The 23,642-nt window shown below is 73.8% G+C and carries 23 protein-coding genes; 11 read left to right on the top strand and 12 right to left on the bottom strand.

Going from position 1 to position 23,642, the window contains the following annotated elements:
• Positions 1-81: 81 nt before the first annotated feature.
• Positions 82-663, bottom strand: coding sequence for a TetR/AcrR family transcriptional regulator (locus J5Y04_RS18855; protein ID WP_307853189.1), 582 nt, complete (start codon positions 661-663; stop codon positions 82-84).
• A 130-nt stretch (positions 664-793) separates the two neighbouring features.
• On the opposite strand from J5Y04_RS18855, the gene J5Y04_RS18850 reads away from it, so the two are divergent.
• Positions 794-1,408, top strand: coding sequence for a DUF2867 domain-containing protein (locus tag J5Y04_RS18850; protein WP_209413210.1), 615 nt, complete (start codon positions 794-796; stop codon positions 1,406-1,408).
• Between the two features lie 129 nt (positions 1,409-1,537).
• Here J5Y04_RS18850 and J5Y04_RS18845 read toward each other — a convergent pair whose 3' ends face one another.
• Positions 1,538-2,719 carry a saccharopine dehydrogenase family protein gene (locus tag J5Y04_RS18845; protein ID WP_209413209.1) on the bottom strand — a complete coding sequence of 394 codons (1,182 nt, stop codon included), beginning with the start codon at positions 2,717-2,719 and terminating at the stop codon, positions 1,538-1,540.
• The gene (locus tag J5Y04_RS18840; RefSeq protein ID WP_307853188.1) at positions 2,716-3,759 is read right to left on the bottom strand and encodes a serine aminopeptidase domain-containing protein; all 1,044 of its coding nucleotides are present in this window, start codon (positions 3,757-3,759) and stop codon (positions 2,716-2,718) included. The genes J5Y04_RS18845 and J5Y04_RS18840 overlap by 4 nt, the downstream gene beginning before the upstream one ends.
• Positions 3,760-3,852: 93 nt before the next feature.
• Between J5Y04_RS18840 and J5Y04_RS18835 the strand changes: the two genes are divergently transcribed.
• Positions 3,853-4,743 (top strand): PaaX family transcriptional regulator C-terminal domain-containing protein, encoded by an 891-nt coding sequence (locus tag J5Y04_RS18835; RefSeq protein ID WP_209413208.1) that lies wholly within the window; start codon positions 3,853-3,855, stop codon positions 4,741-4,743.
• A 329-nt stretch (positions 4,744-5,072) separates the two neighbouring features.
• On the opposite strand, the gene J5Y04_RS18830 is transcribed toward J5Y04_RS18835, so the two are convergent.
• Positions 5,073-6,059, bottom strand: coding sequence for a YafY family protein (locus J5Y04_RS18830; protein WP_209413207.1), 987 nt, complete (start codon positions 6,057-6,059; stop codon positions 5,073-5,075).
• Positions 6,060-6,153: 94 nt separating this feature from the next.
• Between J5Y04_RS18830 and J5Y04_RS18825 the strand changes: the two genes are divergently transcribed.
• The 4 genes from J5Y04_RS18825 to J5Y04_RS18810 all read left to right on the top strand — a co-directional run bounded on the left by J5Y04_RS18825 (position 6,154) and on the right by J5Y04_RS18810 (position 9,523).
• Positions 6,154-6,552 carry a glyoxalase/bleomycin resistance/extradiol dioxygenase family protein gene (locus J5Y04_RS18825; RefSeq protein ID WP_209413206.1) on the top strand — a complete coding sequence of 133 codons (399 nt, stop codon included), beginning with the start codon at positions 6,154-6,156 and terminating at the stop codon, positions 6,550-6,552.
• Positions 6,553-7,077: 525 nt separating this feature from the next.
• Positions 7,078-8,334: an SLC13 family permease gene (locus tag J5Y04_RS18820; RefSeq protein WP_245205050.1), complete on the top strand. Its 1,257-nt coding sequence runs from the start codon at positions 7,078-7,080 to the stop codon at positions 8,332-8,334.
• Between the two features lie 4 nt (positions 8,335-8,338).
• The gene (locus J5Y04_RS18815; RefSeq protein ID WP_209413204.1) at positions 8,339-8,827 is read left to right on the top strand and encodes a universal stress protein; all 489 of its coding nucleotides are present in this window, start codon (positions 8,339-8,341) and stop codon (positions 8,825-8,827) included.
• Between the two features lie 303 nt (positions 8,828-9,130).
• Positions 9,131-9,523, top strand: coding sequence for a hypothetical protein (locus J5Y04_RS18810; RefSeq protein ID WP_209413203.1), 393 nt, complete (start codon positions 9,131-9,133; stop codon positions 9,521-9,523).
• A gap of 268 nt (positions 9,524-9,791) precedes the next feature.
• Here the strand turns inward: J5Y04_RS18810 and aspA are convergent, their stop codons facing one another.
• From aspA to J5Y04_RS18775, 7 genes are all read right to left on the bottom strand, one after another.
• Positions 9,792-11,201 (bottom strand): aspartate ammonia-lyase, encoded by a 1,410-nt coding sequence (gene aspA, locus J5Y04_RS18805; protein ID WP_209413202.1) that lies wholly within the window; start codon positions 11,199-11,201, stop codon positions 9,792-9,794.
• A gap of 55 nt (positions 11,202-11,256) precedes the next feature.
• On the bottom strand, positions 11,257-12,273 hold the full coding sequence (locus J5Y04_RS18800; protein ID WP_209413201.1) for an asparaginase: 1,017 nt from the start codon (positions 12,271-12,273) through the stop codon (positions 11,257-11,259).
• Between the two features lie 101 nt (positions 12,274-12,374).
• Positions 12,375-13,814 carry an amino acid permease gene (locus J5Y04_RS18795; protein ID WP_209413200.1) on the bottom strand — a complete coding sequence of 480 codons (1,440 nt, stop codon included), beginning with the start codon at positions 13,812-13,814 and terminating at the stop codon, positions 12,375-12,377.
• Positions 13,811-14,542 carry a FadR/GntR family transcriptional regulator gene (locus J5Y04_RS18790; protein ID WP_209413199.1) on the bottom strand — a complete coding sequence of 244 codons (732 nt, stop codon included), beginning with the start codon at positions 14,540-14,542 and terminating at the stop codon, positions 13,811-13,813. The genes J5Y04_RS18795 and J5Y04_RS18790 overlap by 4 nt, the downstream gene beginning before the upstream one ends.
• Positions 14,539-14,805: a gamma-glutamyl-gamma-aminobutyrate hydrolase family protein gene (locus J5Y04_RS41885; RefSeq protein WP_307853187.1), complete on the bottom strand. Its 267-nt coding sequence runs from the start codon at positions 14,803-14,805 to the stop codon at positions 14,539-14,541. Before J5Y04_RS41885 ends, J5Y04_RS18790 begins: the two co-directional genes overlap by 4 nt.
• Before the next feature lie 176 nt (positions 14,806-14,981).
• Positions 14,982-16,904 carry an AarF/ABC1/UbiB kinase family protein gene (locus J5Y04_RS18780; protein WP_245205023.1) on the bottom strand — a complete coding sequence of 641 codons (1,923 nt, stop codon included), beginning with the start codon at positions 16,902-16,904 and terminating at the stop codon, positions 14,982-14,984.
• A 256-nt stretch (positions 16,905-17,160) separates the two neighbouring features.
• On the bottom strand, positions 17,161-17,481 hold the full coding sequence (locus J5Y04_RS18775; protein ID WP_209413198.1) for a hypothetical protein: 321 nt from the start codon (positions 17,479-17,481) through the stop codon (positions 17,161-17,163).
• Here J5Y04_RS18775 and J5Y04_RS18770 point away from each other — a divergent pair.
• The 5 genes from J5Y04_RS18770 (at position 17,456) to J5Y04_RS18750 (ending at position 22,562) form a co-directional block, all read left to right on the top strand.
• Positions 17,456-17,899: an Rrf2 family transcriptional regulator gene (locus J5Y04_RS18770; RefSeq protein WP_148640969.1), complete on the top strand. Its 444-nt coding sequence runs from the start codon at positions 17,456-17,458 to the stop codon at positions 17,897-17,899. The genes J5Y04_RS18775 and J5Y04_RS18770 overlap by 26 nt on opposite strands.
• 159 nt (positions 17,900-18,058) lie before the next feature.
• Positions 18,059-19,273: a globin domain-containing protein gene (locus tag J5Y04_RS18765; protein ID WP_209413197.1), complete on the top strand. Its 1,215-nt coding sequence runs from the start codon at positions 18,059-18,061 to the stop codon at positions 19,271-19,273.
• Between the two features lie 282 nt (positions 19,274-19,555).
• Positions 19,556-20,317: a (Fe-S)-binding protein gene (locus tag J5Y04_RS18760; protein ID WP_209413196.1), complete on the top strand. Its 762-nt coding sequence runs from the start codon at positions 19,556-19,558 to the stop codon at positions 20,315-20,317.
• A 119-nt stretch (positions 20,318-20,436) separates the two neighbouring features.
• A complete protein-coding gene (locus J5Y04_RS18755; protein WP_209413274.1) occupies positions 20,437-21,873 on the top strand; it encodes a lactate utilization protein B in 1,437 nt (478 codons plus the stop codon).
• A complete protein-coding gene (locus J5Y04_RS18750) occupies positions 21,870-22,562 on the top strand; it encodes an LUD domain-containing protein (protein ID WP_209413195.1) in 693 nt (230 codons plus the stop codon). Before J5Y04_RS18755 ends, J5Y04_RS18750 begins: the two co-directional genes overlap by 4 nt.
• 41 nt (positions 22,563-22,603) lie before the next feature.
• Here J5Y04_RS18750 and ddaH read toward each other — a convergent pair whose 3' ends face one another.
• The gene (gene ddaH, locus J5Y04_RS18745; RefSeq protein ID WP_209413194.1) at positions 22,604-23,431 is read right to left on the bottom strand and encodes a dimethylargininase; all 828 of its coding nucleotides are present in this window, start codon (positions 23,429-23,431) and stop codon (positions 22,604-22,606) included.
• Between the last annotated feature and the right edge of the window lie 211 nt (positions 23,432-23,642).

Raw genomic sequence — 23,642 nt, 5'->3', positions numbered from 1 at the left:
GACCTCGACCGCCGGCCCCGGCCGCCGACTCCCGGCCTCGCCCCCGGCCGACCTCCGACCGGCCCCCGAGCGGACAGGCCGTCAGGACGGCTGCCCGTCAGGCCTTCCGTGGCCGGGTGCGAACATCAGGTCGGTGGCGCGGGCGAGGACCTCGGCGCGGGTGCGGCCCTCGTGGTCGGCGGCGACGTTGTGGTGCGCGATCGCCACGCAGAAGGCGATCAGGCTGCGGGCCTCGACCTCGTCGGGGTCGGGACAGAGGGTGCCGATCATCTCGCGCAGCAGGGCCATCCGCCGGTTGTCCACCCGTCGCAGGCGCTCGGCGACGGCCGCGTCGCGCCGGGCCCAGTCCCGGACCGCCAGGTCGATCGGGCGCAGGCGGTCGTTGGAGAAGGTGAGCACGCCCGCGCGCCGGGCCTTGGTCCTCGCGTCGCCCCCCTCGCGTTCGACCCGGTCGATCACCTCGTCGGTGCTCTCCCGCTCCCAGGTGTCCAGCATCGTCTCCAGCAGCGCGTCACGGTCGGCGAAGTACCCGTAGAACCCGCCCTTGGTGACGCCGAGCCGCCTCGCCAGCACCTCGATCCGGACGGCGTCCGGACCGCCCTCCGCCAGTGCGGCCAGGCCTTCCTCCACCCATCGGTCGCGCGGAGTGCGAGCAGTGCCCACGGTGTGTCCCACCTCACTCGTCGCCGGATATACGCAACCGCCGTATATCCGGGTCTAGCCTCGTCTTGTACGCAAGCGTATAAAACGGGGGCGGCAGACGGCGCCCCGAGCGGGAAAGGCGGCACCGGCCATGAAACTTCCTGTCGAAGCCCACACCGATCGGCCCTGGCGGGTCCACGAGTTCGCCCGTGACTTCCGGGTCGAGGACGTGTGGTCGTACCGCACCCCCGGGGCCGGGCCGGACGACTTCCCCGTGATGCTCGACGCGATGCGGGCGGGCGGCGGGTTCGACCGGCAGAGCCCTCCGGTCCGCTTCCTCTTCGCGGTGCGCTGGAAGCTCGGCGCCCTCCTCGGGTGGGACAGGCCCGACACGGGCCTCGGGTCGCGGGTCCCGTCGCTCTGCGACCGCCTGCCGCGGGACCTCCGCGAGACCGTGGCCGGCTCCGACTCCGGCGACATGCCGCTCACCCCCGTCTACGAGCTCCCCGACGAGGCCGTCCGCGAACTGGCGAACAAGACCGTCCACACGCTGATGCACCTGGGCTGGGTGCCGACCGGCGACGGCGGCCACGAACTGCGGATGGCGGTCCTGGTCAAGCCGAACGGCCGGTTCGGGCGGCTGTACATGGCGCTCATCGCACCGTTCCGCTACCTGATCGTCTACCCGGCGCTCACCCGCCAGTGGGAGCGCGCCTGGCAGGACCGGGCGCTCCTCCTCCCCGGGAGCGCCGACCCCCGCCCGTGAGCGCCGCGGACGGACGGGCACCGCGCCCGCCCTCGGCAGGGGCCCGCCCCTCGTCCGGCTCCGGACCCTTCGCGGCGGACGGGCCCGGCTCCGGGGCCTTTCGCGGCGGACGACAGGGGGCCCGCCCCGTCACCGCCCTCCGGCCACCTCCTCGACCACCACGCCCCCCGGGGACCAGGGCTCCAGGTCGCGGAAGAACCGCGCCGCGTCGACGACGGCCTCCGGCGGGTGGACACCCGGCCGACGGGCCGTCCCGTCCAGCAGCTGCGCGAGGCCGAGGGCGAGCGGGACACCCGTGGCAAGGGCCATGTCGGCGAGCAGGCGCGGCGGGTCCTCGGCGGGGCGGGCGAGGACGCCGAGCGGCCGGCCGTCGCGCAGCCCGGTGGCGGCGGCGAAGAACGGCGGCAGGCCGCCCGGGCCGCGGAGCCCGGCGGCCCGGACGCCCGCGGTCAGGGCGCGCCCGAGCGGGGGGCCGGCCAGTAGGGCCGCCGCGGACTCGTTGTCCAGCCGCCCCCGGTCGAGGTCGCGCCGCAACCCGTCCAGGAAGGCGACGGTGCCCCGGGTGACCACCATCAGGCAGGCCGCGTTCCCGGTGGGCGCGAGGCTGCGGTGCAGGGTGACCGGTTCGGGGTGGCCCACGGTGTAGGCCGTCCCGGCCCGGCCGCCCGGCAGCGCGAGCGTGACCGGCCGCAGCGGGCGCCGCTGCACCAGCCGCGCCCGCTCGACCACGGCGACGGTGCCGCTGATCTGCTCCATCCAGTGGACGGCGGCGGCGCCCGCCCTCCCGTCCGGCCCGGTCAGCTCCTCACCGGTGTCGGGGACGTCCACCGGCCAGGCCGTGTACAGGTCGTGGACGGTGTCGAGCCGCTCCGCCGCCAGCGCGGCGAGCAGGTTGGAGACGCCGGGGCTGGCGCCCATGCCGAGCACGGCCGTGACACCCGACCTCCGGGCCTCGCCGTCCAGTTCGAGCATCCGGACGGTCGGCTCCCAGTCGTCGCAGAGGTCCAGGTAGTGGGTGCGGGCGCGGATCGCCGCGGCGAGCACGGCCGGCCCGAACCGGTAGTAGGGGCCCACCGTGTTGAGCACGACGTCGGCGGCGCCGAGGGCCCGGTCGAGCTGTCCGGCGTCCGTGACGTCGACCTGCTGCGCCGACAACGCCGGTCCGCCGAGGCGGAGTTCGCCGGCGAGCCGGCCGGCCGCCGCCAGATCACGGTCGGCCACGACGACTTCGCGGACGCCGGGCAGCGCGACGGCCGCGCGGACGGCGGCCGCGCCCGTGGCCCCGGCGCCGCCGAGGGCGAGGATCCTCATCGGTGCACTCCCGTCGGTGCGGTGGACTCCAGGTAGCGGCGCAGGTCGTCCAGGTAGCCGTCGACGTAGACCGACCGCGGCGCGGCCACGGCGGTGAGCAGGCCGCGGACCGAGCCGTCCTCGGCGTACGGGTGTGCCAGCCCGTGGGTGGCGACCGGGTAGCTGTGGACGGTCAACTGGCCCGGGGCGGTGAGGAGCCGGCGGTAGCCGGCCTCGGTGTCGGCGACGTCGACGTTGCGGTCCCGGCCGCCGAGGACCAGCAGCACGGGCACCTTCAGCGCGGCCAGGTCGGCGGTGGCGTCGACGGTGAAGTTCCGGCCGATGAACCGCCAGCGCGCGGGCGTCAGGTCGCCGAGGTCCGCACCGACGGCGGCCCGCGCCTGCTCGTACGTCGCACCCTTGCGCAGTTGCTCGTCGACCCGTTCGCGGCGGGCGAGTTCGGCGTCGACGCGGGCCTGCGGGGCGTGCTCGTCGGCGAGTTCGGCGAGCAGGTTGTAGCGGCCCTGCCGGAGCCAGTTGACGGCCGGGGAGGCGGCGATCACGAACCGGACGTCGGGCACCCGGTTGGCGACCTTGGGCAGGACCCAGCCGGCCTGGCTGATGCCCCAGAGACCGATCCGGCCGGGGTCGATGCCGGGCTGGGCCCTGGCCCAGGCGATGGCGGCGGCGGTCTCGGCGGCCCGGTCGTCCATGCTCTGGTCGAGCCAGTCACCGGGGGCGCCTGCGACGCCGGGCTTGTTCCACGACAGCGAGGCGTAGCCGGCCCGGGCCAGGGACTCCCAGATCGGGCGGTAGAACGTGTCCCGGGTGGCGTCGGCCGGCCCGTCGCCGTGGACGAAGACGACGAGGCCGAACGGCCCGTCGCCACTCTCCGGCCGGGCGAGCACACCGTCCAGCGGCTGGACGCCACCGGTGATCGTGACGCGCTGTTCGCGCAGGTCGTAGCTGTTCTGGTAGGCCACCCAGGCGACCGCCGCGCCGGCCGTCAACACCAGAGCCAGCAGGGCGCCGAGCACCCGCCTCAGCCAGGTACGCCGCACTGCGGCACCCCCATATCTATCGAATTCAAAACTATCGTTTGCTTCTCGATAGTTTCGAGCGTACTACACTCACCGGAGGAAGGGAGTGGCGCGATGGCGGAGGAAGCGCAGGCCGAGGTCCCCACCAGGACACTGGTCGAAGGCCTGGTCCGGGCGGACGGCACGGTGGACGCGGGCGAGCTCTACGAGGTGGCGGGCGCGCTCGGGATGTCCGACCAGCAGGTGCGGCTCTGCATCAAGCGGATGGCCGCCGAGGGCCTGCTGGTCCAGGAGGGGCGCGGCCGACGCGCGGTGCTGCGGGAGACCGAGCAGGCCCGGCGGGCCGCCGACCCCGAGGTGGAGTTCGTCCGGCACATGTACGCCCAGGACGCCGGGCTCGCCCCCTGGGACGGCGGCTGGCACCTCGCCGCGTTCGCCGTCCCCGAGTCCGCCCGCCACGCCCGGGACGCGCTGCGCGAAACGCTGGTCCGGCTCGGCGGCGCAGCCGTCCAGGGCGGCCTCTACGCCTGCGCCAACGCGTGGGAGCCGTACGTCGAGGCGGAGGCGGAGCGGCTCGGCGTCCGGGACCGCCTCACCCTGCTGACCAGCACCGACCTGCGGATCGGCGGCGAGTCGGAGCCGCTCGCCCTCGCCCGTCGCCTCTGGCCGCTGGAGGAACTCGCCGACGGACACCGACGGCTGGCGGCCGTCGCCCGCTCGCGACTGGCCCGGCTGACCGCCGCCGCTCCCCCGGGGCGGACCGAACGCCTCGCTGCCACCGTGGAGTTGGCTGCCGAGTTCACCCGGGCCACGGCCCCCGACCCGCTCCTGCCGCCCGAGCTGCTGCCCCGCCCCTGGCCGGGCGCCGAGGCCCGCGCCCTGACCGCCGAGTGCTGGCGCCTGCTGCTCCGGGCCGAGCACGCCGACCCGGCCCCCGGCCCGCGACTCTTCCACCGCTACGACGAGGCGGTCCGCCGGATCACCGGTGTGGGGCAGGAGAACTGACGCCACGTCGGGTGGCTGGTGACCCGGGTCGGCGGTGCGGCCGGGCACGCGACGTCGATGCCGTCGGCCCGGTTACCGCCCCGAGGATGTCCACCCTGGTGCCCTCGGCTGTCCACCCTGGCGTCCCCACCGCCCGGCCCGGTGCGCGGGTCGGCGGCGTTCGCGCAGTGCGCGGCCCCTTCGGCCGGACGTCACGGATGCCCTCGCGCGGGAGCCGATCCGATCCATCAGCCACTGCGGCGGATCGATCAGCCGGACGCCCTCCGGCTCGTCCGGGTCGGTCCGGGCGACCACGGCGACGATCTCCACCCCGCCGGTGGACAGCGGAGTCAGGCCTGGCGGGCATAGGTGGCGAGCCGGTCGGCGAGCGCGCTGACGAGGTCCCGGAGTTCGTCCGGTCGCTCGATGACGAACGGCCGGTCGAGCGAGGCGAGCACGGGAGGCAACCAGTCCAGCCGCTCTGCTCTCAATTCGACGTGGAACCAACGCTCGGTGTGCGGATCGCCTTCCGCGGGCACGGGGCCCTCCACGCTCGCGACGCTGGCGGGCAGTCGGGCGCGGATCTGTTCGACGGTCCCGTGGATCCGCAGGGTCACCTCGTGCCGGTACGCGGCCTTGGCGAGCCCCGACAGGACGTGCTGTGCCGGATCGAGTCCGGCGGGCGGCTCGAACGAGCCCGGCAGGGTCCTCGCGTCCGCGATGCGATCGAGCCGGAAAGTCCGGTCCTGGCCGATCCCGGGATCTGCACCCGTGACGTACCACCGGCCCGCATGGGTCACGATCCCGTACGGGTGCAGCGTGCGTTCGCTTCGCCGGCCGTCCCGGGTGGTGTACCTGATGGAGATCGGGCGGCGATGGCGTACCGCGTCGGCGACGGCGAGCAGGACCCCCGTCTCCGGGGTGGCCGACTCGCCGGGCGGATCCGTGAAGGCGAGGGACTCCATGACGGCGTCGAGCCGACGGGCCAGACGCTCGGGCAGTGCCCGGCGGATCTTGGCCGCCGCCGTCTCGCCCGCAGTCTCGGTCGCCGTCAGCAACCCTGTCCTGCGGCCGGCGACGAGGCCGAGCAGCACCGCGAGCGCCTCGTCGTCGTTGAGCATGAGCGGAGGCAGACGGTACCCGGGAGCGAGCCGGTACCCGCCATAACGGCCGCGGACCGCCTCGACGGGGATGTCGAGGTCGACCAGGTGGTCCACATAGCGCCGCACGGTCCGCCCGTCGACGCCGAGCCGGTCGGCGAGTTCGGCCACCGTTCTGATACCGCCCGACTGCAGCAGTTCCAGGAGGGTGAGCACGCGGCCGGTAGGTCGAGCCATGTCCACGATCCTAGCGTTGATACCGGACCGATTCTGTCCACTATTTGCTCTAGCGTCCGTGGTGCAACGGCTTCACCAACCCGAGGAGAGCACCATGGACTTCGTTTCGACCCGGATCATCACAGGCGACGTCGCGCGCCTCGTCGACTTCTACGAGCGAGCCACCGGAGCGCAGGCGCACTGGTCCACCGAGGACTTCGCCGAACTGCGGACCGCGAGCGCGACCCTTGCGATCGGCAGCACCCGCACCGTGGCACTGTTCGCACCCGGCTCCGCCCGGCCGGCCGACAACAACACCGTGATCATCGAATTCCTCGTCGCCGACGTGGACGGCGTGTACCGGAACCTGGCCGATTTCATCGCCGACTTCGTGACCGAGCCCACCACGATGCCCTGGGGCAACCGGTCACTCCTGCTCCGCGACCCCGACGGCAACCTCGTCAACTTCTTCACCCCCGTCACGCCGATGGCCATCGAAAAGTTCGCTCGCTGACGCCGGCGCCTGCGCCCGGGCGGCATGTTCCACACGGACCGGATCATCTGAGACAGAACCCCGGACGACGAGTGTCTTCCGTCATTCGATTCATCTGACCGTTTGCCACTGGAGTCTGACCAGCCTCGCGGCCCCGGCTTGCGACTCGTCCCGCAGGCGGCCCTGATGGCGAGGGCCGCTTCGGACGTCCTGCGGCCACCCGGAGGAACGGCGACACCCCGCCGCGTGACCGGCCCAGCCACCCCCGTCCGCCACGTCCTCGGTCACCCGGTGGCGACAGCCCGGAAGGCGCCGACAGAACTGTTCACGGGACTGGCCCGTTCTCTTTCGGCCCCTTGCACAGCCGGTCCAACGCCGGGACTCGTCGTTGCCGGGACCACGGGTGTCGGGCGTCCGCCGTCGTCCGGGACATCCTGGGTATGCCCGCTGACCAGGGCGTACGGTTGAGCCGCGCCGATGCGCCGCAGCCTCAGGGTTCTGGTTCGATGGTGGGCACCTTCATCGTCGGTTGCAAGGAGCACGGCCCTGAGTACGTCGTTCGCGGAGGCCCTGTCCAGCGGGCTGCTGGTGCTGGTGCTGGTCTGTGCGGTGGTGCGGCCGTGGGGCTGGCCGGAGGCCGTGGTCGCGGTTCCCGCAGCCGGGCTGGTCATCGTCACCGGCGCGATCTCGCCGACGGACGCATGGGCCGAGGCGGAACGGCTCGGTCCGGTGATCGGGTTCCTCGCCGCCGTCCTGGTGCTGGCTCAGCTGTGCGATGACGAAGGCCTGTTCCTCGCTTGCGGGGCGTGGATGGCCCGGACCTCCGCCGGGAATCCGCGGCGGCTGCTGGTGCAGGTGTTCGTGGTCGCCTCCGTGATCACGGCGGTGCTCAGCCTGGACGCCACCGTGGTGCTGCTCACCCCGGTGGTGTTCGTCACCGCGGCCCGGCTCGGCGCCCGGCCCAAACCGCACGTCTACGCCTGCACCCACCTGTCGAACACCGCCTCGCTGCTGCTACCGGTCTCCAACCTCACCAACCTGCTGGCCTTCGCCGCGAGCGGCCTGAGCTTCACGCGGTTCGCCGCACTGATGGCGCTGCCGTGGCTGGCGGCCATCGCCGTCGAGTACGTGGTGCTGAGCCGGTTCTTCGCCGCCGACCTGGACGCGGGTGCCCCGCCCGCGGCTGAGGTGACGGCTCCGGAGATGCCCCTGTTCGCCCTCGTCACCGTCGCCTGCACGCTCGCCGGATTCGTCCTCACCTCGATCCTCGGCGTCGATCCGGCCTGGGCGGCCCTGGTCGGCGCGCTCGCGCTCGCCGCCCGGGCCCTCGCCCGGCGCCGCACCACGCCGGCCGCGATCGTGCGCTCGGCCGCCGTGCCGTTCCTGGCCTTCGTCCTGGCGCTGGGCATCGTGGTCCGGGCCGTCGTCGACAACGGGCTGTCCTCCGTGCTCGGCCACCTCGTCCCCCACGGCACCTCGCTTCCCGCGCTGCTCGGCGTCGCGGCGCTGGCGGCCGTCCTGGCGAACGTCATCAACAACCTGCCCGCCGTCCTCGTCCTCCTCCCGCTGGCCGTCCCGTCCGGCGCCGGAGCGGTCCTGGCGGTACTGCTCGGGGTCAACATCGGCCCCAACCTCACCTATGCCGGGTCCCTGGCCACCCTGTTGTGGCGGCGCATCGTCCGCGAACACGACACCGACATCGGCCTCGGCGAGTTCACCCTCCTCGGACTGCTCGTCGTGCCCGCCGCGCTGGCACTGGCGGTGGTGGCACTGTGGGGGTCACTGCAGATCGTCGGAGGATGAGCCCGTGACCGTCGTCGTCTGGATCACCGAAGGCACCTGGCCCGCCTGCGTCGATGCCGCCCGCATCCACGCACCGCAGGACGCGGAGATCGTCCTGCTCCACGTCAGCGGTCAGGAGGTCCCGGGCGTCGCGCACGGCGCGTTCGCCGGGCTCCTCGGCCGCGGCCACCGCGAGCGGGATCCGGGCACCCGGCTGGAGGCCCTGGCGGCGGACTCCGCTCAGCACCTCCTCGCCGCCGCGGCCGACCGTCTCGGGCGGCCCTGCGCCCACGTGGAGCACACCGGCCGCATCGAGCGCGAGGTCGTCGCCGCGGCCGAGGGTGCCGAGCTGCTCGTCCTCGCGCGCGACGGCGACCGCACCCGCCTCGGGCCCCACAGCCTCGGGCCCACCACCCGCTTCGTCGTCGACCACGCCCCCTGCCCCGTCCTGCTGGTCTGGCCGGAGCCGGCCCCGGGCACCGCCACGCTCCCTCCCCCGCCCGACCGGCGGTAGGCGGGCGCCTCGTTCAGTGGCCGGTGTCCGGCTCCGGGCAGGAGAGCCGGTGGCGGCTGCCGGCCGGAAGGTGGACCCGGAACCGCCGCGCGTCGCCGCGGGGCCGTTGTGGCTCTGCAGCAGCATCTCGGCAATGGCCCGGACCGGGTCTCCTGACACGGGGCTGGTGGCGCGCCAGAGGCGGCATGGCCTTCGAGCAGCTGGACCAGCTGGCCCTCGACCGCGCAACCCGCGGGCAGCGCGGGACGGCGGGCCGTCGCATCACCCCCCCCGGGCGGTCTCGGCGGGACTATCCTCGGGTTCATGTCGAACCCTGATGCGCTGCTCGTCGACATCGCCGCCATGGTGGAGTCCGAGCGCAGCAACCAGATGCCCCTGACCGTCGTCGTCCCGGGGGCGGTCATCACCGGGCGGCTGGCTCCGGAACGTCTGTGGCACGAGCGGGTGGCCGAGGTCCTCGCAGGCTCCGACCACCTGAAGCCCTTCGCCGCACTGTTCACGCCCGCCACCAGCGACGGCGGAGCGGAGGGCGACGGCGTGGCTCCGCCCTCCGTACGACCCACCCACCTGCACCTGCACGTCGCCCGCATCCTGCAGGGCAGCTTCGGTCTGCCCCACACGGGGGGCATGTACCGCATCGCTATCGCCGACGTCAGCAGCTGGACGGTGGGAGACCTCAGCTACAGCGACCAGTGACACCTCGACCGGGGCGCCCCGCCCGTGTCCGCTCTCGCGGCGCGGGCCCGGGTGAGATGGCGACCGTCGCCTCCCGGCTGCCCGAACCCGTCGTTCCCGCTCCCGGGAACGGCCGGGCCGGACCGCTGACGTGCAGGGCGCCGTCCGGGCCGCCGGTCCGCAGCTGCCAGGGGCGCGCGCTGCCTCCCCGGTGCCCGAGGCGGCAGCGCCCCGTCTTCGCAGCCGGACGTGGGTGGTGCGATGCCGCAAAGCCTGCGACCATCCGTCGTCAGGCCACCGGCGCTCCGGTGCCCGCGAGCACCTCCGGGCGGAGCAGGGCGGCGAGCGTCTCGGGCGGGAGCAGCCCCTTCTCCAGGACGAGTTCGGCCACGCCCCGGCCGCTCGCGAGGGCCTCCCTGGCGATGTCGGTGGCGGCCGTGTAACCGATGTGCGGGTTCAGGGCGGTCACCAGGCCGATGGAGTTCTCGACGGTCGCGCGCAGCACCTCGGTGTTGGCGGTGATGCCGGCCACGCAGCGCTCGGCGAGGGTGAGGCAGGCCGCGCGCAGGTGGGTGACGGACTCCGACAGGGAGTGCAGGATGATCGGTTCGAAGGCGTTGAGCTGGAGCTGCCCGGCCTCGGCGGCCATGGTGACGGCGACGTCGTTGCCGATCACCTCGAAGGCGACCTGGTTGACGACTTCGGGGATCACCGGGTTGACCTTGCCGGGCATGATGCTCGAACCGGCCTGCACCGGAGGCAGGTTGATCTCGCCGAGGCCCGCGCGCGGCCCGGAGGACAGCAGCCGCAGGTCGTTGCAGGTCTTGGACAGCTTGACGGCGATGCGCTTGAGCACCCCGGACATCTGGACGAACGCGCCGCAGTCCTGGGTGGCTTCGACCAGGTTGGCGGCGGTGACCAGGGGCAGCCCGGTGATGTCGGCGAGGTGGCGGCGGGCGGATTCGGCGTATCCGGCGGGGGCGTTGAGCCCGGTTCCGATGGCCGTCGCGCCGAGGTTGATCTCGTGGATCAGTTCGACGGCCTCCGCGAGCCGGCTGCGGTCCTCGTCGAGCATGACGGCGAAGGCGGAGAACTCCTGCCCGAGCGTCATCGGCACGGCGTCCTGCAGCTGGGTGCGCCCCATCTTCAGCACGTCGCGGAACTCGACGGCCTTGCGGGCGAAGGCCTCCTGGAGGACGGCCATCGCGTCGAGCAGGCCGCGTACCGCGGAGACGGTCGCGATCCGGACCGCGGTCGGGTAGACGTCGTTGGTGGACTGGCCGAGGTTGACGTGCTCGTTGGGATGCAGGTGCCGGTACTCGCCCCTGGCGTGGCCCAGCAGCTCCAGCGCCCGGTTGGCGACGACCTCGTTGGCGTTCATGTTGGTCGAGGTGCCGGCGCCGCCCTGGATGACGTCGACGACGAACTGGTCGTGCAGCTTCCCGCCGCGGATCTCGCGGCAGGCGGTGACGATCGCCTCCGCCTTCCGGGGCTCCAGCAGGCCGAGTTCCTCGTTGGCGAGGGCGGCGGCCTCCTTCACGGCGGCCAGGGCGTCGATCAGGTGCGGGTAGGCCGAGATGGGCGTGCCGGTGATGGGGAAGTTCTCGGTGGCGCGCAGGGTGTGGACGCCCCAGTAGGCGTCGGCGGGGACGTCGCGGTCTCCGAGCAGGTCGTGTTCGCTGCGGGTGGCGGCGGTCATGGGCGTACGGGTCCTGTTCCTGAGGTGGGTGAGCGAGGTCGTGACCTGATGCGGGTCAGGCGGGGGTGGGAACGGCGGACGGGTCCAGCGCGGCCACCGGCCGTACGCCGCCGACGGGCCGGCCACCGCCGGTGATCGGCTCCCCGGCGAAACCGGTCAGCAGCCGCGGGTCGATTCCCGCCTGTACCAGGGCGGCGGCGGCCACCGGGATGCGCGCCCGGTTCGCCCCGTCGGCGATCTTGACGGCGACGGCCCGGCCGTCCGGCAGTGCGGCGATCTGGACGCCTTCGAAGCCGTCCTTGGCGAGCAGCCCGGGCACCGCGCGCATCAGCTCTGCCACGTCCCGGCCCGTGCCGGAGGCCATCTCCGGATGCTCGCGCAGCGCGTCCGCCACCCGGCGCTCGGCCGTGCCCGGCGCCGCCGTGGCGACGCGGGCGGCGGCGCGGGCGAGGCCGTGCAGGGAGACGGAGAACAGCGGGGAGCCGCAGCCGTCGACGGTGACGTTCGCGGTGCGCTGGCCGGTGAGCTCCTCGACGACCTCGGCGACCGCCGTCTGGAGCGGGTGGGCTGGGTCGAGATAGGTCTGCAGGGGCCAGCCGTTGAGCGCGCAGAGGTACAGCATCGCGGCGTGCTTGCCGGAGCAGTTCTGGGCCGGCCGGGAGGGTGGGCGGCCCTCGCGCACCCAGACGTCCCGCACCGCCGGGCCGTACGGCAGGTCCGGGACGTTGCGCAGATCGTCCTCGGTGACGCCGGCCAGTTCGAGGATCCGCCGGACCCCGGCGAGGTGGCGCTCCTCGCCGGAGTGGCTGCCCATCGCGAGCGAGAGCAGGTCGCCGTCGAGGGGCAGCCCGGCCCGCACCATGGCGACGGCCTGGACGGGCTTGAGAGCGGACCGCGGGTAGCAGGCCGCCTCGATGTCGCCGAGGCGGAACCGGACCTCGCCGTCGCCGCCGAGGACGACGACGGAGCCGTAGTGGACCCCCTCGACCACGCCGTCCCGGATGACGTGGGCGACGGGTGAGTGGAGGGGCTCACGGATCGCGGGCGCGTCCGCGAGGAAACTGCTGCGCATCACTGCCTCGTTCGATGGTTGGTGCTGCTGGCCGGGGTGCGGGGCACGGGTACTGCTGAAGGCGTGGCCGGCCCGTGGATCGTGCCGGGTCGCCGTTCGGCTCAGCCGTCGGTCGTGGCGGCGGCGCGCGCGACGCGGCCGCGGATCGCGTACCAGCCGACGACCAGCGCTCCGGCGATCAGTGGCACGCACAGCACGGTGGTGCGCGCGGCCCCGCCGTCGGCGTACATGAGGACCAGGACCGAGACGAGGAAGGCGAGGGTCACGAGCTCGGTCCACGGGGAGCCGGGCAGGCGGTAGCCGGGGCGCGTCAGTTCGCCGTTGCGGGTCTTCCGCCAGAACAGGAGGTGGCAGACCATGATCATGCCCCAGGTGGCGAGGATGCCGATCGCTGCGAGGTTGAGCACGATCTCGAACGCGTCGGCCGGGACGACGAAGTTGAGGCCGACGCCCAGGACGCACATGCCGCTGGTGAGCAGGATGCCGCCGTACGGGACCTGACTGCGGCTCATCCGGGCGGTGAAACTCGGGGCGGATCCGTTGACCGCCATCGAGCGCAGGATGCGCCCGGTGGAGTAGAGGCCGGAGTTGAGCGAGGACATGGCCGCGGTGAGGACGACCAGGTTCATCACGCTGCCGGCCGCCGGGACGCCGACGTGGGACAACACGGTGACGAACGGACTCTGCCCGGCGGTGTACCTGTTCCACGGCATCAGCATCGACAGGAGGACGACGGAACCGACGTAGAAGAGGCCCACGCGCCACATGATCGAGTTGATCGCCTTCGGCATGATCTTCTCGGGGTTCTCGGTCTCCCCGGCCGTGACGCCGACCAGTTCGACCGAGGCGTAGGCGAAGACGACGCCCTGGACGATCAGCAGCATGGGCAGCAGGCCGTTGGGGAAGATCCCGCCGTTGTCCGCGATCAGCGACGGACCGGGAACGGCGCCGTCCACCGGGTGCCGGGTGACGAGCAGGAAGATCCCGATGCCCATGAAGACGACGAGGGCGCTGACCTTCACGATCGCGAACCAGAACTCCAGTTCGCCGAAGATCCGCACCGAGATGAGGTTGACGGTCAGCACCACGGCCAGGGCTATGAGCGCGATCACCCACTGCGGGACGTCGGAGAACAGGTGCCAGTAATGGGTGTAGGTGGCGACGGCGGTGATGTCGGCGATGCCGGTGGTCGCCCAGTTGAGGAAGTACATCCAGCCCGCGGTGTACGCGCCCTTCTCCCCGAGGAACTCCCGGGCGTACGACACGAAGGCCCCGGAGGACGGCCGGTACAGGACGAGCTCACCGAGCGCGCGCACGACGAGGAACGCGAAGGCGCCGCAGACGGCGTAGGCGACGAACAGGGAGGGCCCGGCATCGGCGAGGCGTCCGCCCGCGCCGAGGAAGAGGCCGGTGCCGATCGCACCGCCGATCGCGATCATGTTGACGTGCCGGGGCTTCAAGGACTTGCTGTAGCCGGTGTCTCCGGCGTCGACGTGACGGGTCGTGGGGCGCTTCTCGTCTTTGAGGAACTGCTCGCTCACGCCTCGGGTCCGCCTTCCGTGGGGGTGTCCGCGCGCTTGGGGCGCACGATGTCGGTGAGGGTCGTCTCGACGCGGAGGAGGTGGTGGGACATGGCCTCGACCGCGTCGTGCTCGGAACCGTCGATCAGCGCCTCGACGATCGCCCGGTGTTCACAGTTGGACTGCTCACGGCGACCTCCCAACTCGTTGAGGAAGGTCGACTGCCGCGCCAGTGCGTCACGGATCTCCTCGATGACCCGGCGGAAGACCGGGTTGCGCGAAGCCTCGGCCACCGCCAGGTGGAAGACGGTGTCCAGCGCGACCCACGCGGTGGTGTCGGTCTCCCGCTCCATCCGGTCGAGCAGGTGGTCCAGGTGGTCGAGGTCCTCCGGAGTACGGCGCAGCGCCGCGTATCCGGCGACCGGGATCTCGACGTGCCGGCGCACCTCGAGCAGGTCGCTGGCGGCGTAGTCACCGAACGTGGGGTCCTCAACGGTGTTCGCCACGACGAAGGTGCCCTTGCCGGTCTTCGAGACGGTCAGGCCCATGGCCTGCAGGGCCCGGAGCGCCTCCCGCAGCACGGGCCGGCTGACCTCCAGGGTCCGGCACAGCTCCGCCTCGGACGGAAGTTTGTCCCCTACGGCGTACTCACCGCGCTCAATGGCGCTGCGCAGGTGGCCGAACACCGCTTCCATCGCGCTGACGCGCCGCGGGATCGCACCACCTGTCTGGCTGTCTGACAGGTTCACGGGCCTGATCCTGGAGGCTGCGGCACGGCGGTGTCAAGACACCTGCGCCGGCAGGGCGACTCCCGGCGGGCTTCGTCCCGGGCGCGCCGTGCGCTCGACGGCGCGGTCCGGACCAGCGTTCGCGGTGGCCTCGCGGCCGCCGGCCGGGCGTGCACCGCCGCCGCGTCGAAACCCGTCCGGGAGTGCCACTGCACGCCCACGGCGAAGCGGTGCCGGGTGCTCTCGACGGCCTCGACGGTGCCGTCCGCCGTACGGGCACCCACGACCGACCCGGCCCCGGGGAGTCCACCGCCTGGTGGTGGTGCGTGGCCACCTGGTTGGTCCCCGGCAGGTCACGCGCGAGGCCGGCGGCCCGGCGGGCGGCCTCGTCCCGCGAAGCCGCCGTCGTCCCGCGAAGGCGCGCTCACGCCAACGGCCGCGCTCGGGCCAACGGCCGCCCTCACGCCAACGGCCGGCCGAGGACGTAGACCGTGCGGACCACCACCGCGGCGGAGAACACCAGCAGGTGGTAACCGATCAGCGCGTACAGGCTCAGGTCGCCCGTCACCATGGGTCCTCCCCGCAGGCCGAGCAGTTGGACCCCGGTGACGCCGAAGAAGATCCCCAGGAAGGTGAACAGCACCCGGCTCAGCAGTTCGCCGGCCACCCGGCGGTCGCGCGGGTCGGACAGCAGGCGGACGTTCACCGCGAGCCGGCCCTCCTCCAGTGCGCTGCCGATCCGGTCCAGCCGGCGCGGCAGCCGCCGCAGCACCGGCAGCAGGGTGAGGAGTTCGTCCTGGGCGGCCTCCCGGGCGCTGCCCGGCGCCAGCCGGTCGCCGAGCCGGGCGGCCGCGTAGGAGCGGGAGGCCGCCAGCATGTCGAAGCCGGGGCTGAGCCGCAGCAGCGTGCCCTCCAGCGTGCCGAGGGCGCGGAACACCGCGGCGATCTCCGGCGGGACGGCCAGCCTGAAGTCGGTGACCAGCCGGAACAGGTCGGTGAACATCTGCACGTCCGGCGCCGAGCCGTGGCCGAGGTGGCGGGCGCTGAACTGGCCGAGCGCCCGCTGCAACCGCTGCTCGTCGACGTCCTCGGGGCGGTCGGTCACGTCCAGCAGGGCGTCCCGCAGGGCGGCCGGATCGGCGCGGTCCACGGCCAGGAAGAGCCCGGCCATGGCGTCGCGCAGCCCCGGGTCGATCCGGCCGACCGAGCCGAAGTCCAGCAGCGCCGGACGGCCGTCCGGCTGGAGCAGGATGTTGCCGGGGTGCGGGTCGGCGTGGAAGACGCCGTCGCGGACGACCTGGTTGAGCAGCGCGGTGAACAGGGTGTCGGCGACCTCGCGGCCTTGCTCCTCGTCCGCGGGCCGCGCCTGGCCGAGCGGGGTGCCGTCGATCCTGGTCATCACCAGGACGCGTTCGGTACTCAGCGCCTCGTGCACCCGCGGCATCGTGACGCTGTCGTCGCGGCGGGCCTCGGCGGCGCGCCGGACGGCCGTCATGTTCCGTGCCTCGACCCGGAAGTCGAGTTCCTCGCGCAGGGCGACCGCGAAGCCCTGCGCCAGTTCCACCAGGCCCAGGCTACGCCCCCAGTCGGTGCGGGACTGGAGGGTGACCGCCAGCCGGCCGACGATGTCGAGGTCGCGCTCGACGAGTTCGCGGACGCCGGGCCGCTGCACCTTGACGATGACCCGGGTGCCGTCCGCGAGCACCGCCGCGTGCACCTGGGCGATCGAGGCGGCGGCGAGCGGACGGTGGTCGAACTCGGCGAACACCTCCGCCGGGGCGGCGCCGAGCGCGGCGACGAGCTCCCGCTCCACCTCCGGCCACGGCGCGGGCGGGACCTGGTCCTGGAGCCGGCTCAACTCCTCGACGTACGGCGCGGGCAGCAGGTCCCGGCGGGTGGACATCACCTGGCCGAGCTTCACGAACGTCGTGCCGCCCGCCTGGAGCGCCTGGCGCAGCTCCTGCGCCAGCAGTTCGTGCCGCGTCCCGCCGTCCTGGCCCCGGCCGCGCAGGTAGGGGCCGAGGCCGTGCCGCCCGGCGATGCCGACGATCTTGGAGTAACGGCGCATCCGCGCCAGCCGGCCGCGCAGCGACCGCGGCCAGGAGAGCGGGCGGACGCTGCCGGCCGGCACCGCCAGGTCCAGGACGACCAGCGTCACCATGGCCACCAGCAGCGCGATGGCGATGAGCAGCGGGCTCAGCACGAGCCGCTGCTCGTCCCGCTGGAGGTGGTTGCCGAGCAGGCCGCCCGCGGCCGAGATCCCGACCACTCCCGCCGCCACCGCCCGCGACAGACCGGCCTCGATGCCGAGCAGCCGGCGCCCGAGCAGGGCGGGTGGCACGACCAGCACGAAGCCGCCGACCAGCATGCCGATGATCCACATGTTCCGGTCCCCCGTTGGTTGCACCGGCGGCCGCGCGCACCGGCGCCTGGCGCCGTCGGCCCACCGGCGGACTCCCCCTCCGCCTCGGCCGTGCGGCCGGGACCGCGCCATCATGCCACCCGCAGGGCGGTTGCCCGGCCCCGGGGTGCGGGCACCCGCCAGGGGCATGACGCATCGTCACGACCAGGACGCCGCAGGGCACACCGGGAACCGGCCGGGCCGCCCGGAAACCCCGGGCCGGCCCGCACCCGGCCGCTCAGCCGATCAGCGCTGCGAAGGCGTTCCGGAGCCCCGCCACCGCCGCCCTCGGCGGCGCCACCGTCTTCAGCGCGTCGACCACGGTGTCCACCCGCCGCCGGAGAACGTTCTCAGGGGGTTCCTCACGGTCGGTCTCGGCCAGGATAACGAACAGGGTCAGTAGAGCAGTTGACCCAGCGGCGGGTAGGTCGAACGCCTCGCTCCCCCGGCAACGGTTCGAGCGCCCACCGCCGCCCGGCTCCAGACCGGCAGGCAAATTGGATTCCTGGAGTCGCATTAGATAGCCTTCGAACGTGAGGCTGACCAAGAGCACCGACATCGCCCTCCGCATCGCCATGCGGCTGGCCGTCCTCGACGAGGGCGCCAACCCGACCACCCGCGAGGTGGCCGAGGCCGTGGGCGTGCCGTACACGCACGCGGCCAAGGTGGTCAGCCGGCTGCAGCACCTCGGCGTGGTGGAGGCCCGGCGCGGGCGCGGCGGGGGCCTGGTCCTCACCTTCGCCGGCCGGACCGGCTCGCTCGGGCTGCTGCTGCGCGAGCTGGAGGGCGTCGGTGACGTGGTCGGATGCGAGGACGAGCCGCCGTGCCCGCTGCGGTCCGCCTGCCGGCTGCGCGGGGCACTGCGCACCGCACAGGAGGCGTTCTTCGCGACGCTCGACCCGCTCTGCATCGGCGACCTGGTCGCCTCCCCCACCGGACCGGTCCTGCTGAGCCTCACCGGCAGGCCCGCCGACTGACACAACCGTTCCGACCGGCACACCCGGCCCACCCGAACCGCCCGCCCATCCGAACCGCCCGCCCATCCGCACCACCAGCCCATCCGCACCACCAGCCCAGAGCCGGGGCCTCGCACGCCCAAAAATACGACTCTCAGATACCAATTTGGAGCGAACCCGATGCTGTCCGCCAAGTCCGCCGAGGTCGTCGAAGCCACCCTGCCCGTCGTGGGCGGTGCCATCGGCGAGATCACGCCGCTGTTCTACAAGAAGCTCTTCGCCGCCCACCCGGCGCTGCTGCGTGACCAGTTCAACCGGGGCAACCAGGCCAACCAGAGCCAGCAGCAGGCACTGGCCGGCTCGATCGCCGCGTTCGCCTCGGCCCTGGTCGCCCACCCCGACCAGCGGCCGGACGCCATGCTCGCCCGGATCGCCCACAAGCACGTCTCGGTCGGCATCAGCAACGAGCAGTACCGGATCGTCCACGAGCACCTGTTCGCCGCCATCGTCGAGGTGCTGGGCGAGGCCGTGACGCCCGAGGTCGCCGCCGCCTGGGACGAGGTCTACTGGCTGATGGCCAACGCGCTGATCGCCGTCGAGGACCGCCTGCGCGCCGAGTCCGCCGCCGCACAGGGCGCTGACCCGGCCTCGCTGTGGCGCCCGTACACCGTGGTCGCCCGCTACCAGGAGACCGACGACGTGACCACGTTCCTGGTCCGTCCGGCCGACGGCGGCCCGGTGCCGCCCTCCCGCCCCGGCCAGTACGTCTCGGTGCGCGCCACCATGGCGGACGGCGCCCGGCAGATCCGCCAGTACAGCCTCTCCGGGAACCCGGACGGCGCGCTCCAGTTCACCGTCAAGCGGGCGACCGCGGCAGCCGCCGGCGGACCGGTCGGCGAGGTCTCCAACCACCTGCACGACCACGTGCACGCCGGGGACGTCCTCGACATCGCCCCGCCGCTCGGCGACGTCGCGCTCGCGGAGGCCGACGGGCCGGTGCTGCTCGCCTCGGCCGGCATCGGCAACACCCCGATGACGGCCATGCTCTCCCACCTCGCCGCCACCGGTTCCACCCGGACGGTGATCTCCGTCCACGGCGACCGCGACCAGCTCTCGCACGCCTTCCGCTCCGACCTCGGCCAGCTGACCGCCAAGCTGGCGGACGCCACCGCCCACGTCTTCTACGAGCAGCCGCTCGGCGACTGGCCGCAGGAGCGCACCGGCCTGGTCGACCTCGCGACGGTGCCGGTCCCGGCCGGGACCACCGCGTACCTGTGCGGCCCGCTGCCCTTCCTGCGCTCGGTGCGGGAGCAGTTGCTCACCGCGGGCGTCCCGGCGGCGTCGATCCACTACGAGGTCTTCGGCCCCGACCTCTGGCTCGGCCAGGACGCCTGACCGGCCGGGGACGCCTGACCGGCCCGTACGCCTGAACGGCCGGAGGGCCCGCACGGCCGGGAAGGCCCGTGCGGCCGGGGTGTGTGCGTGCAGGTGGGTGGCGGCCCGCCTGCACGCACACACAGACGCATACGCGCACCCGCACGTCCGCGCGCACACCCGCGCACCCGTGCACCCGGCGCGGCACCCTCCCGCCCGATCGGCCCGCTCGGTAGCATCGCTGCCGCACGATCACCGGCGGGCCGGCCGACGGCTCCCCGACCACCGGCGCAGGGAGGGACGATGCGGGTCGCACTCTTCGCCACCTGCGTGAACGACGCGCTCTACCCGTCCACGGCGATCGCCACCGTCCGGCTGCTGGAGCGTCTCGGGGTGGACGTCGACTTCCCGGCCGCGCAGAGCTGTTGCGGGCAGCCGCAGTTCAACACCGGCTACCGGCGGGCCTGCGAGCCGCTGGTCCGGCGGACGGCGCGCGCGTTCGCCGGCTACGACCACGTGGTGACGCCGTCCGGCTCCTGCGTGGCGATGGTCCGTGACAACTACCCGCGGATCGGGGCCAGGGCCGCCGCCGAGGGCCGTGGCACCGGCCTCGCCGGCCTGGTCGCGCAACTCGTCCCACGAGTTCACGAGTTGACCGAGTTCCTGACCGATGTGCTGGGCGTCGAGGACGTCGGCGCCTCCTTCCCGCACACGGTGACCTACCACCCCTCCTGTCACGGGCTGCGGGTGCTCGGCCTCGGTGAGCGGCCCCGCCGGCTGCTCCGGGCGGTCCGCGGGCTGGAGCTGGTGGAGCTCCCGGGAGCCGAGGAGTGCTGCGGCTTCGGGGGCACCTTCGCGGTGAAGAACCCGGCCGTCTCGGCGGCGATGGGCGAGGACAAGGTGCGCAGCGCCCTCTCCACCGGCGCCCGGGTGCTCTGCGGCGCCGACAACTCCTGCCTTCTGCACCTCGGCGGGATGCTGCGCCGCCGGGGCGACGCGTTGCGCCCACTGCACCTCGCCGAGATCCTGGCGAGCACCGAGGCCGAACCCTGGAGGCCGAGTTGAGCCGCCCCGCCTTCCTCGGCCTGCCCTCGTTCCCGGGCAGGCACTCCCGCAACGCGCCCACCCCGGGCGGCACCGGAAGGGACGGCACCGTGACGGGCGGCACCGGAACCGTCGGCACCGTGACGGGCGGCACCGTGGCGGGCGAGCCGTTCCCGGAGGCCGCCGCCCGCGCCACCCGGGACACGACGCTGCGCGCCAACCTGCGGCACGCCACCCACACCATCCGCGACAAGCGGGCCCGCGCGGTGGCCGAGCTGCCGGACTGGGCCGGGCTGCGTGCGGCCGGCAAGGCGATCAAGGACCACACGCTGCATCATCTCGACCGCTACCTGGTCCAGTTGGAGGAGGCCGTCACGGCGGCCGGCGGCACCGTGCACTGGGCCGCCGACGCGGACGAGGCCAACGCGATCGTGACCCGGCTGGTCCGCGCGGCCGTCGGCCCCGACGCCGGTGAGGCCGAGGCCGAGGTGGTCAAGGTCAAGTCGATGGCCACCCAGGAGATCGGGCTGAACGAGGCGCTCGCCACCGCGGGCATCACCGCGTACGAGACCGACCTCGCCGAGCTGATCGTGCAGTTGGGCGACGACCGGCCCTCGCACATCCTCGTCCCGGCGATCCACCGCAACCGCGCCGAGATCCGGGAGATCTTCGCCGGGCGGATGGCCTCGTGGGGGCGGCCGGCACCCGAGGGACTGACCGACGAGCCCGCCGAACTCGCCGAGGCGGCCCGGCTGCACCTGCGCGAGAAGTTCCTCCGCGCCCGGGTCGCCGTCTCCGGGGCCAACTTCATGGTCGCCGAGACCGGCACGCTGGTGGTCGTGGAGTCCGAGGGCAACGGGCGGATGTGCCTCACCCTGCCGCGCACCCTGATCTCCGTCGTCGGCATCGAGAAGGTGGTGCCGACCTGGCGGGACCTGGAGGTCTTCCTGCAGCTCCTGCCGCGCTCCTCCACCGCCGAGCGGATGAACCCGTACACCTCGTTCTGGACCGGGGTCACCCCGGGCGACGGCCCGTCCGAGTTCCACCTCGTGCTGCTCGACAACGGGCGGACGGCCACCCTCGCCGACGAGGTCGGCCGCCAGGCGCTGCGCTGCATCCGCTGCTCGGCCTGCCTCAACGTCTGCCCGGTCTACGAGCGGGCCGGCGGGCACGCGTACGGCTCGGTGTACCCGGGGCCGATCGGCGCCATCCTGACGCCCCAACTACGCGGCATCACCGGCCCGGTGGAGGCCTCGCTGCCGTTCGCCTCCTCGCTCTGCGGGGCCTGCTACGAAGTCTGCCCGGTGGCGATCGACATCCCCGAGGTCCTGGTCCACCTGCGCGAGCGGGTCGCGGCGCAACGCGGGCACCGGCTGGAGCGGGCGGCCGTCGCGGCGGTCGGCTACGTGCTCGACCACCCGGAACTGCTCCGCGCGGCCGAGCGCGCGGCGGCCCGGACCAGGCGCTTCCACCCGCGCCGCCTGCCCGGACCGGGCCGGGCCTGGACGGACACCCGGGACCTCCCGGAGCTGCCGCCCGAGCCCTTCCGCGACTGGTGGCGGAGGAACCGCCGATGACGACGCACCGCCCTCCGGGCTCCCGCGAGCTCGTCCTCGGCCGGATCCGGGCCGCGCTCGGCGCCGGCCGTCCGGCGACGGGCGACCGGCGGGCCGCGCCGGCGCCGGACGAACAGCCGGTGCCCCGCGACTACTTGGCGAGCCACGCACCGGCGGACGACCCGGCGGCCCTGCTCGACCTGCTGCACCACAACCTCGCCGACTACCGCGCCGTGGTCCACCGCTGCCCGTCCGCCGGGCTGCCCGCCCTCGTCGCCGCGCTCCTCGCCGGGCGCGGCTCGCGCAGCGTCGCCGTCCCGGCCGGCCTGCCGCCCGCCTGGCTCTCCGCGGCGACGGCGGTCGAGGCGCGGCCGGACGACGGCACCCTCACCGCGGCCAGGCTGGACCGGACGGACAGCGTGCTGACCGGCTGCGCCCTGGCCATTGCCGAGACCGGGACCCTGGTCCTGGACGCGGGCCCGGCCCAGGGCCGGCGCCTGCTGACCCTCGTCCCCGACCACCACATCTGCGTCGTCCTGGCACCCGGGCAGGTGGTCGCCTCCGTGCCGCTCGCCCTCCCCCGGCTCGACCCCGCCCGCCCGCAGACCTGGATCTCCGGGCCGTCCGCCACCAGCGACATCGAACTCGACCGGGTCGAGGGCGTGCACGGCCCGCGCACCCTGGAGGTCGTACTGGTCACCCCGGAGTGACGCCACCGCGCCGGCGCCGCCGCCGGCGCGGTCGCACCCGCTCAGGCCGGCCGCAGCTCCAGCGTGCAGCACTTCGCCCCGCCGCCGCCCTTGAGCAGCTCGGAGACGTCCACCGGAACCGGCTCGTAGCCCTGCTCGGACAGCCGGCCGGCCAGCGCCTTGGCGGTCTCCGGCAGCAGGACGTGCCTGCCGTCCGAGACGGCGTTGAGGCCGAACACCTCGGCGTCGGCGCGGTCGGCGAGGATCGCGTCCGGGTAGAGGCTGCGCAGCAGCGCCTGGCTGTCCGGCGAGAAGGCCGCGGGGTAGTACATGACGTGGTCGTCGTCGAGGACGGCGAGCGCGGTGTCCAGGTGGTAGTACCGCGGGTCGACCAGGGTCAGGCCGAGCACCTGCACGCCGAACAGCGCCCGCGCCTCGGCGTGCGCGGCCGGGTCGGTGCGGAACCCCGTCCCGGCGAGCACCCGGCGGCCGGCCACCAGGTGGTCGCCCTCGCCCTCGTTGACGTGGCCGGCCCGGCGGACCTCCCGGTACCCGCGGGCCCGGAACCACTCCTGGTAGGCGTCCGACTCGGCCGCCCGTTCGGGGTGACGGAAGGTGGCGACCAGCGCCCGGCCGTTCAGCACGGTGGCGCCGTTGGCGGTGTAGACCATGTCGGGCAGGCCGGGCAGTGGGTCGATCAGCTCGACGGTGTGGCCGAGGCTCAGGTACAGCGCGCGCAGGCGCTCCCACTGGCGGAGGGCGAGCGCGGTGTCGGTCGGGCGCGCCGGGTCCATCCACGGGTTGATGGCGTAGTCGACGGTGAAGTGCGTCGGCCGGCACATCAGGTAGCGCCGCGGCCTGGCGGTGCGCTCCGGGGTTCGGTTCGGCATGCGGCAACCTCCGCCGTCCGGGGGTTCGGGGGCCGGCAACGGCACGGGTCGTGCGAGCGCTGCCCAGAGGGCGGCTGCCCCGCCCACGCGGTTCGCACACGCGCGCGGGCGCCCCCGGCCGACGCAGGCCCCCGCGCACCCGGCGCGGCACCCGGCGCACGACGCCGCGCCGCGCGCCCCGCTCACCGCCGGGCATGCCCGCCTGCCCGCC

The organism is Kitasatospora sp. RG8 (assembly GCF_017813315.1).
In the GTDB taxonomy this organism is placed as follows: Bacteria; Actinomycetota; Actinomycetes; order Streptomycetales; family Streptomycetaceae; genus Kitasatospora.
The sequence above is the reverse complement of the archived record's forward strand: the minus strand, read 5'-3'. Positions and strand labels throughout refer to the sequence as shown.

Bases quoted from the DNA above. Each gene is read 5' to 3' on its own strand.
- J5Y04_RS18835 (WP_209413208.1), top strand. From the start codon at position 3,853: ATGGCGGAGGAAGCGCAGGCCGAGGTCCCCACCAGGACACTGGTCGAA.
- J5Y04_RS18800 (WP_209413201.1), bottom strand. From the start codon at position 12,273: ATGCGCAGCAGTTTCCTCGCGGACGCGCCCGCGATCCGTGAGCCCCTC.
- J5Y04_RS18850 (WP_209413210.1), top strand. From the start codon at position 794: ATGAAACTTCCTGTCGAAGCCCACACCGATCGGCCCTGGCGGGTCCAC.
- J5Y04_RS18825 (WP_209413206.1), top strand. From the start codon at position 6,154: ATGGACTTCGTTTCGACCCGGATCATCACAGGCGACGTCGCGCGCCTC.
- aspA (WP_209413202.1), bottom strand. From the start codon at position 11,201: ATGACCGCCGCCACCCGCAGCGAACACGACCTGCTCGGAGACCGCGAC.
- J5Y04_RS18830 (WP_209413207.1), bottom strand. From the start codon at position 6,059: ATGGCTCGACCTACCGGCCGCGTGCTCACCCTCCTGGAACTGCTGCAG.
- J5Y04_RS18760 (WP_209413196.1), top strand. From the start codon at position 19,556: ATGCGGGTCGCACTCTTCGCCACCTGCGTGAACGACGCGCTCTACCCG.
- J5Y04_RS18810 (WP_209413203.1), top strand. From the start codon at position 9,131: ATGTCGAACCCTGATGCGCTGCTCGTCGACATCGCCGCCATGGTGGAG.
- ddaH (WP_209413194.1), bottom strand. From the start codon at position 23,431: ATGCCGAACCGAACCCCGGAGCGCACCGCCAGGCCGCGGCGCTACCTG.
- J5Y04_RS18750 (WP_209413195.1), top strand. From the start codon at position 21,870: ATGACGACGCACCGCCCTCCGGGCTCCCGCGAGCTCGTCCTCGGCCGG.
- J5Y04_RS18775 (WP_209413198.1), bottom strand. From the start codon at position 17,481: ATGTCGGTGCTCTTGGTCAGCCTCACGTTCGAAGGCTATCTAATGCGA.
- J5Y04_RS18845 (WP_209413209.1), bottom strand. From the start codon at position 2,719: ATGAGGATCCTCGCCCTCGGCGGCGCCGGGGCCACGGGCGCGGCCGCC.
- J5Y04_RS18780 (WP_245205023.1), bottom strand. From the start codon at position 16,904: ATGTGGATCATCGGCATGCTGGTCGGCGGCTTCGTGCTGGTCGTGCCA.
- J5Y04_RS18765 (WP_209413197.1), top strand. From the start codon at position 18,059: ATGCTGTCCGCCAAGTCCGCCGAGGTCGTCGAAGCCACCCTGCCCGTC.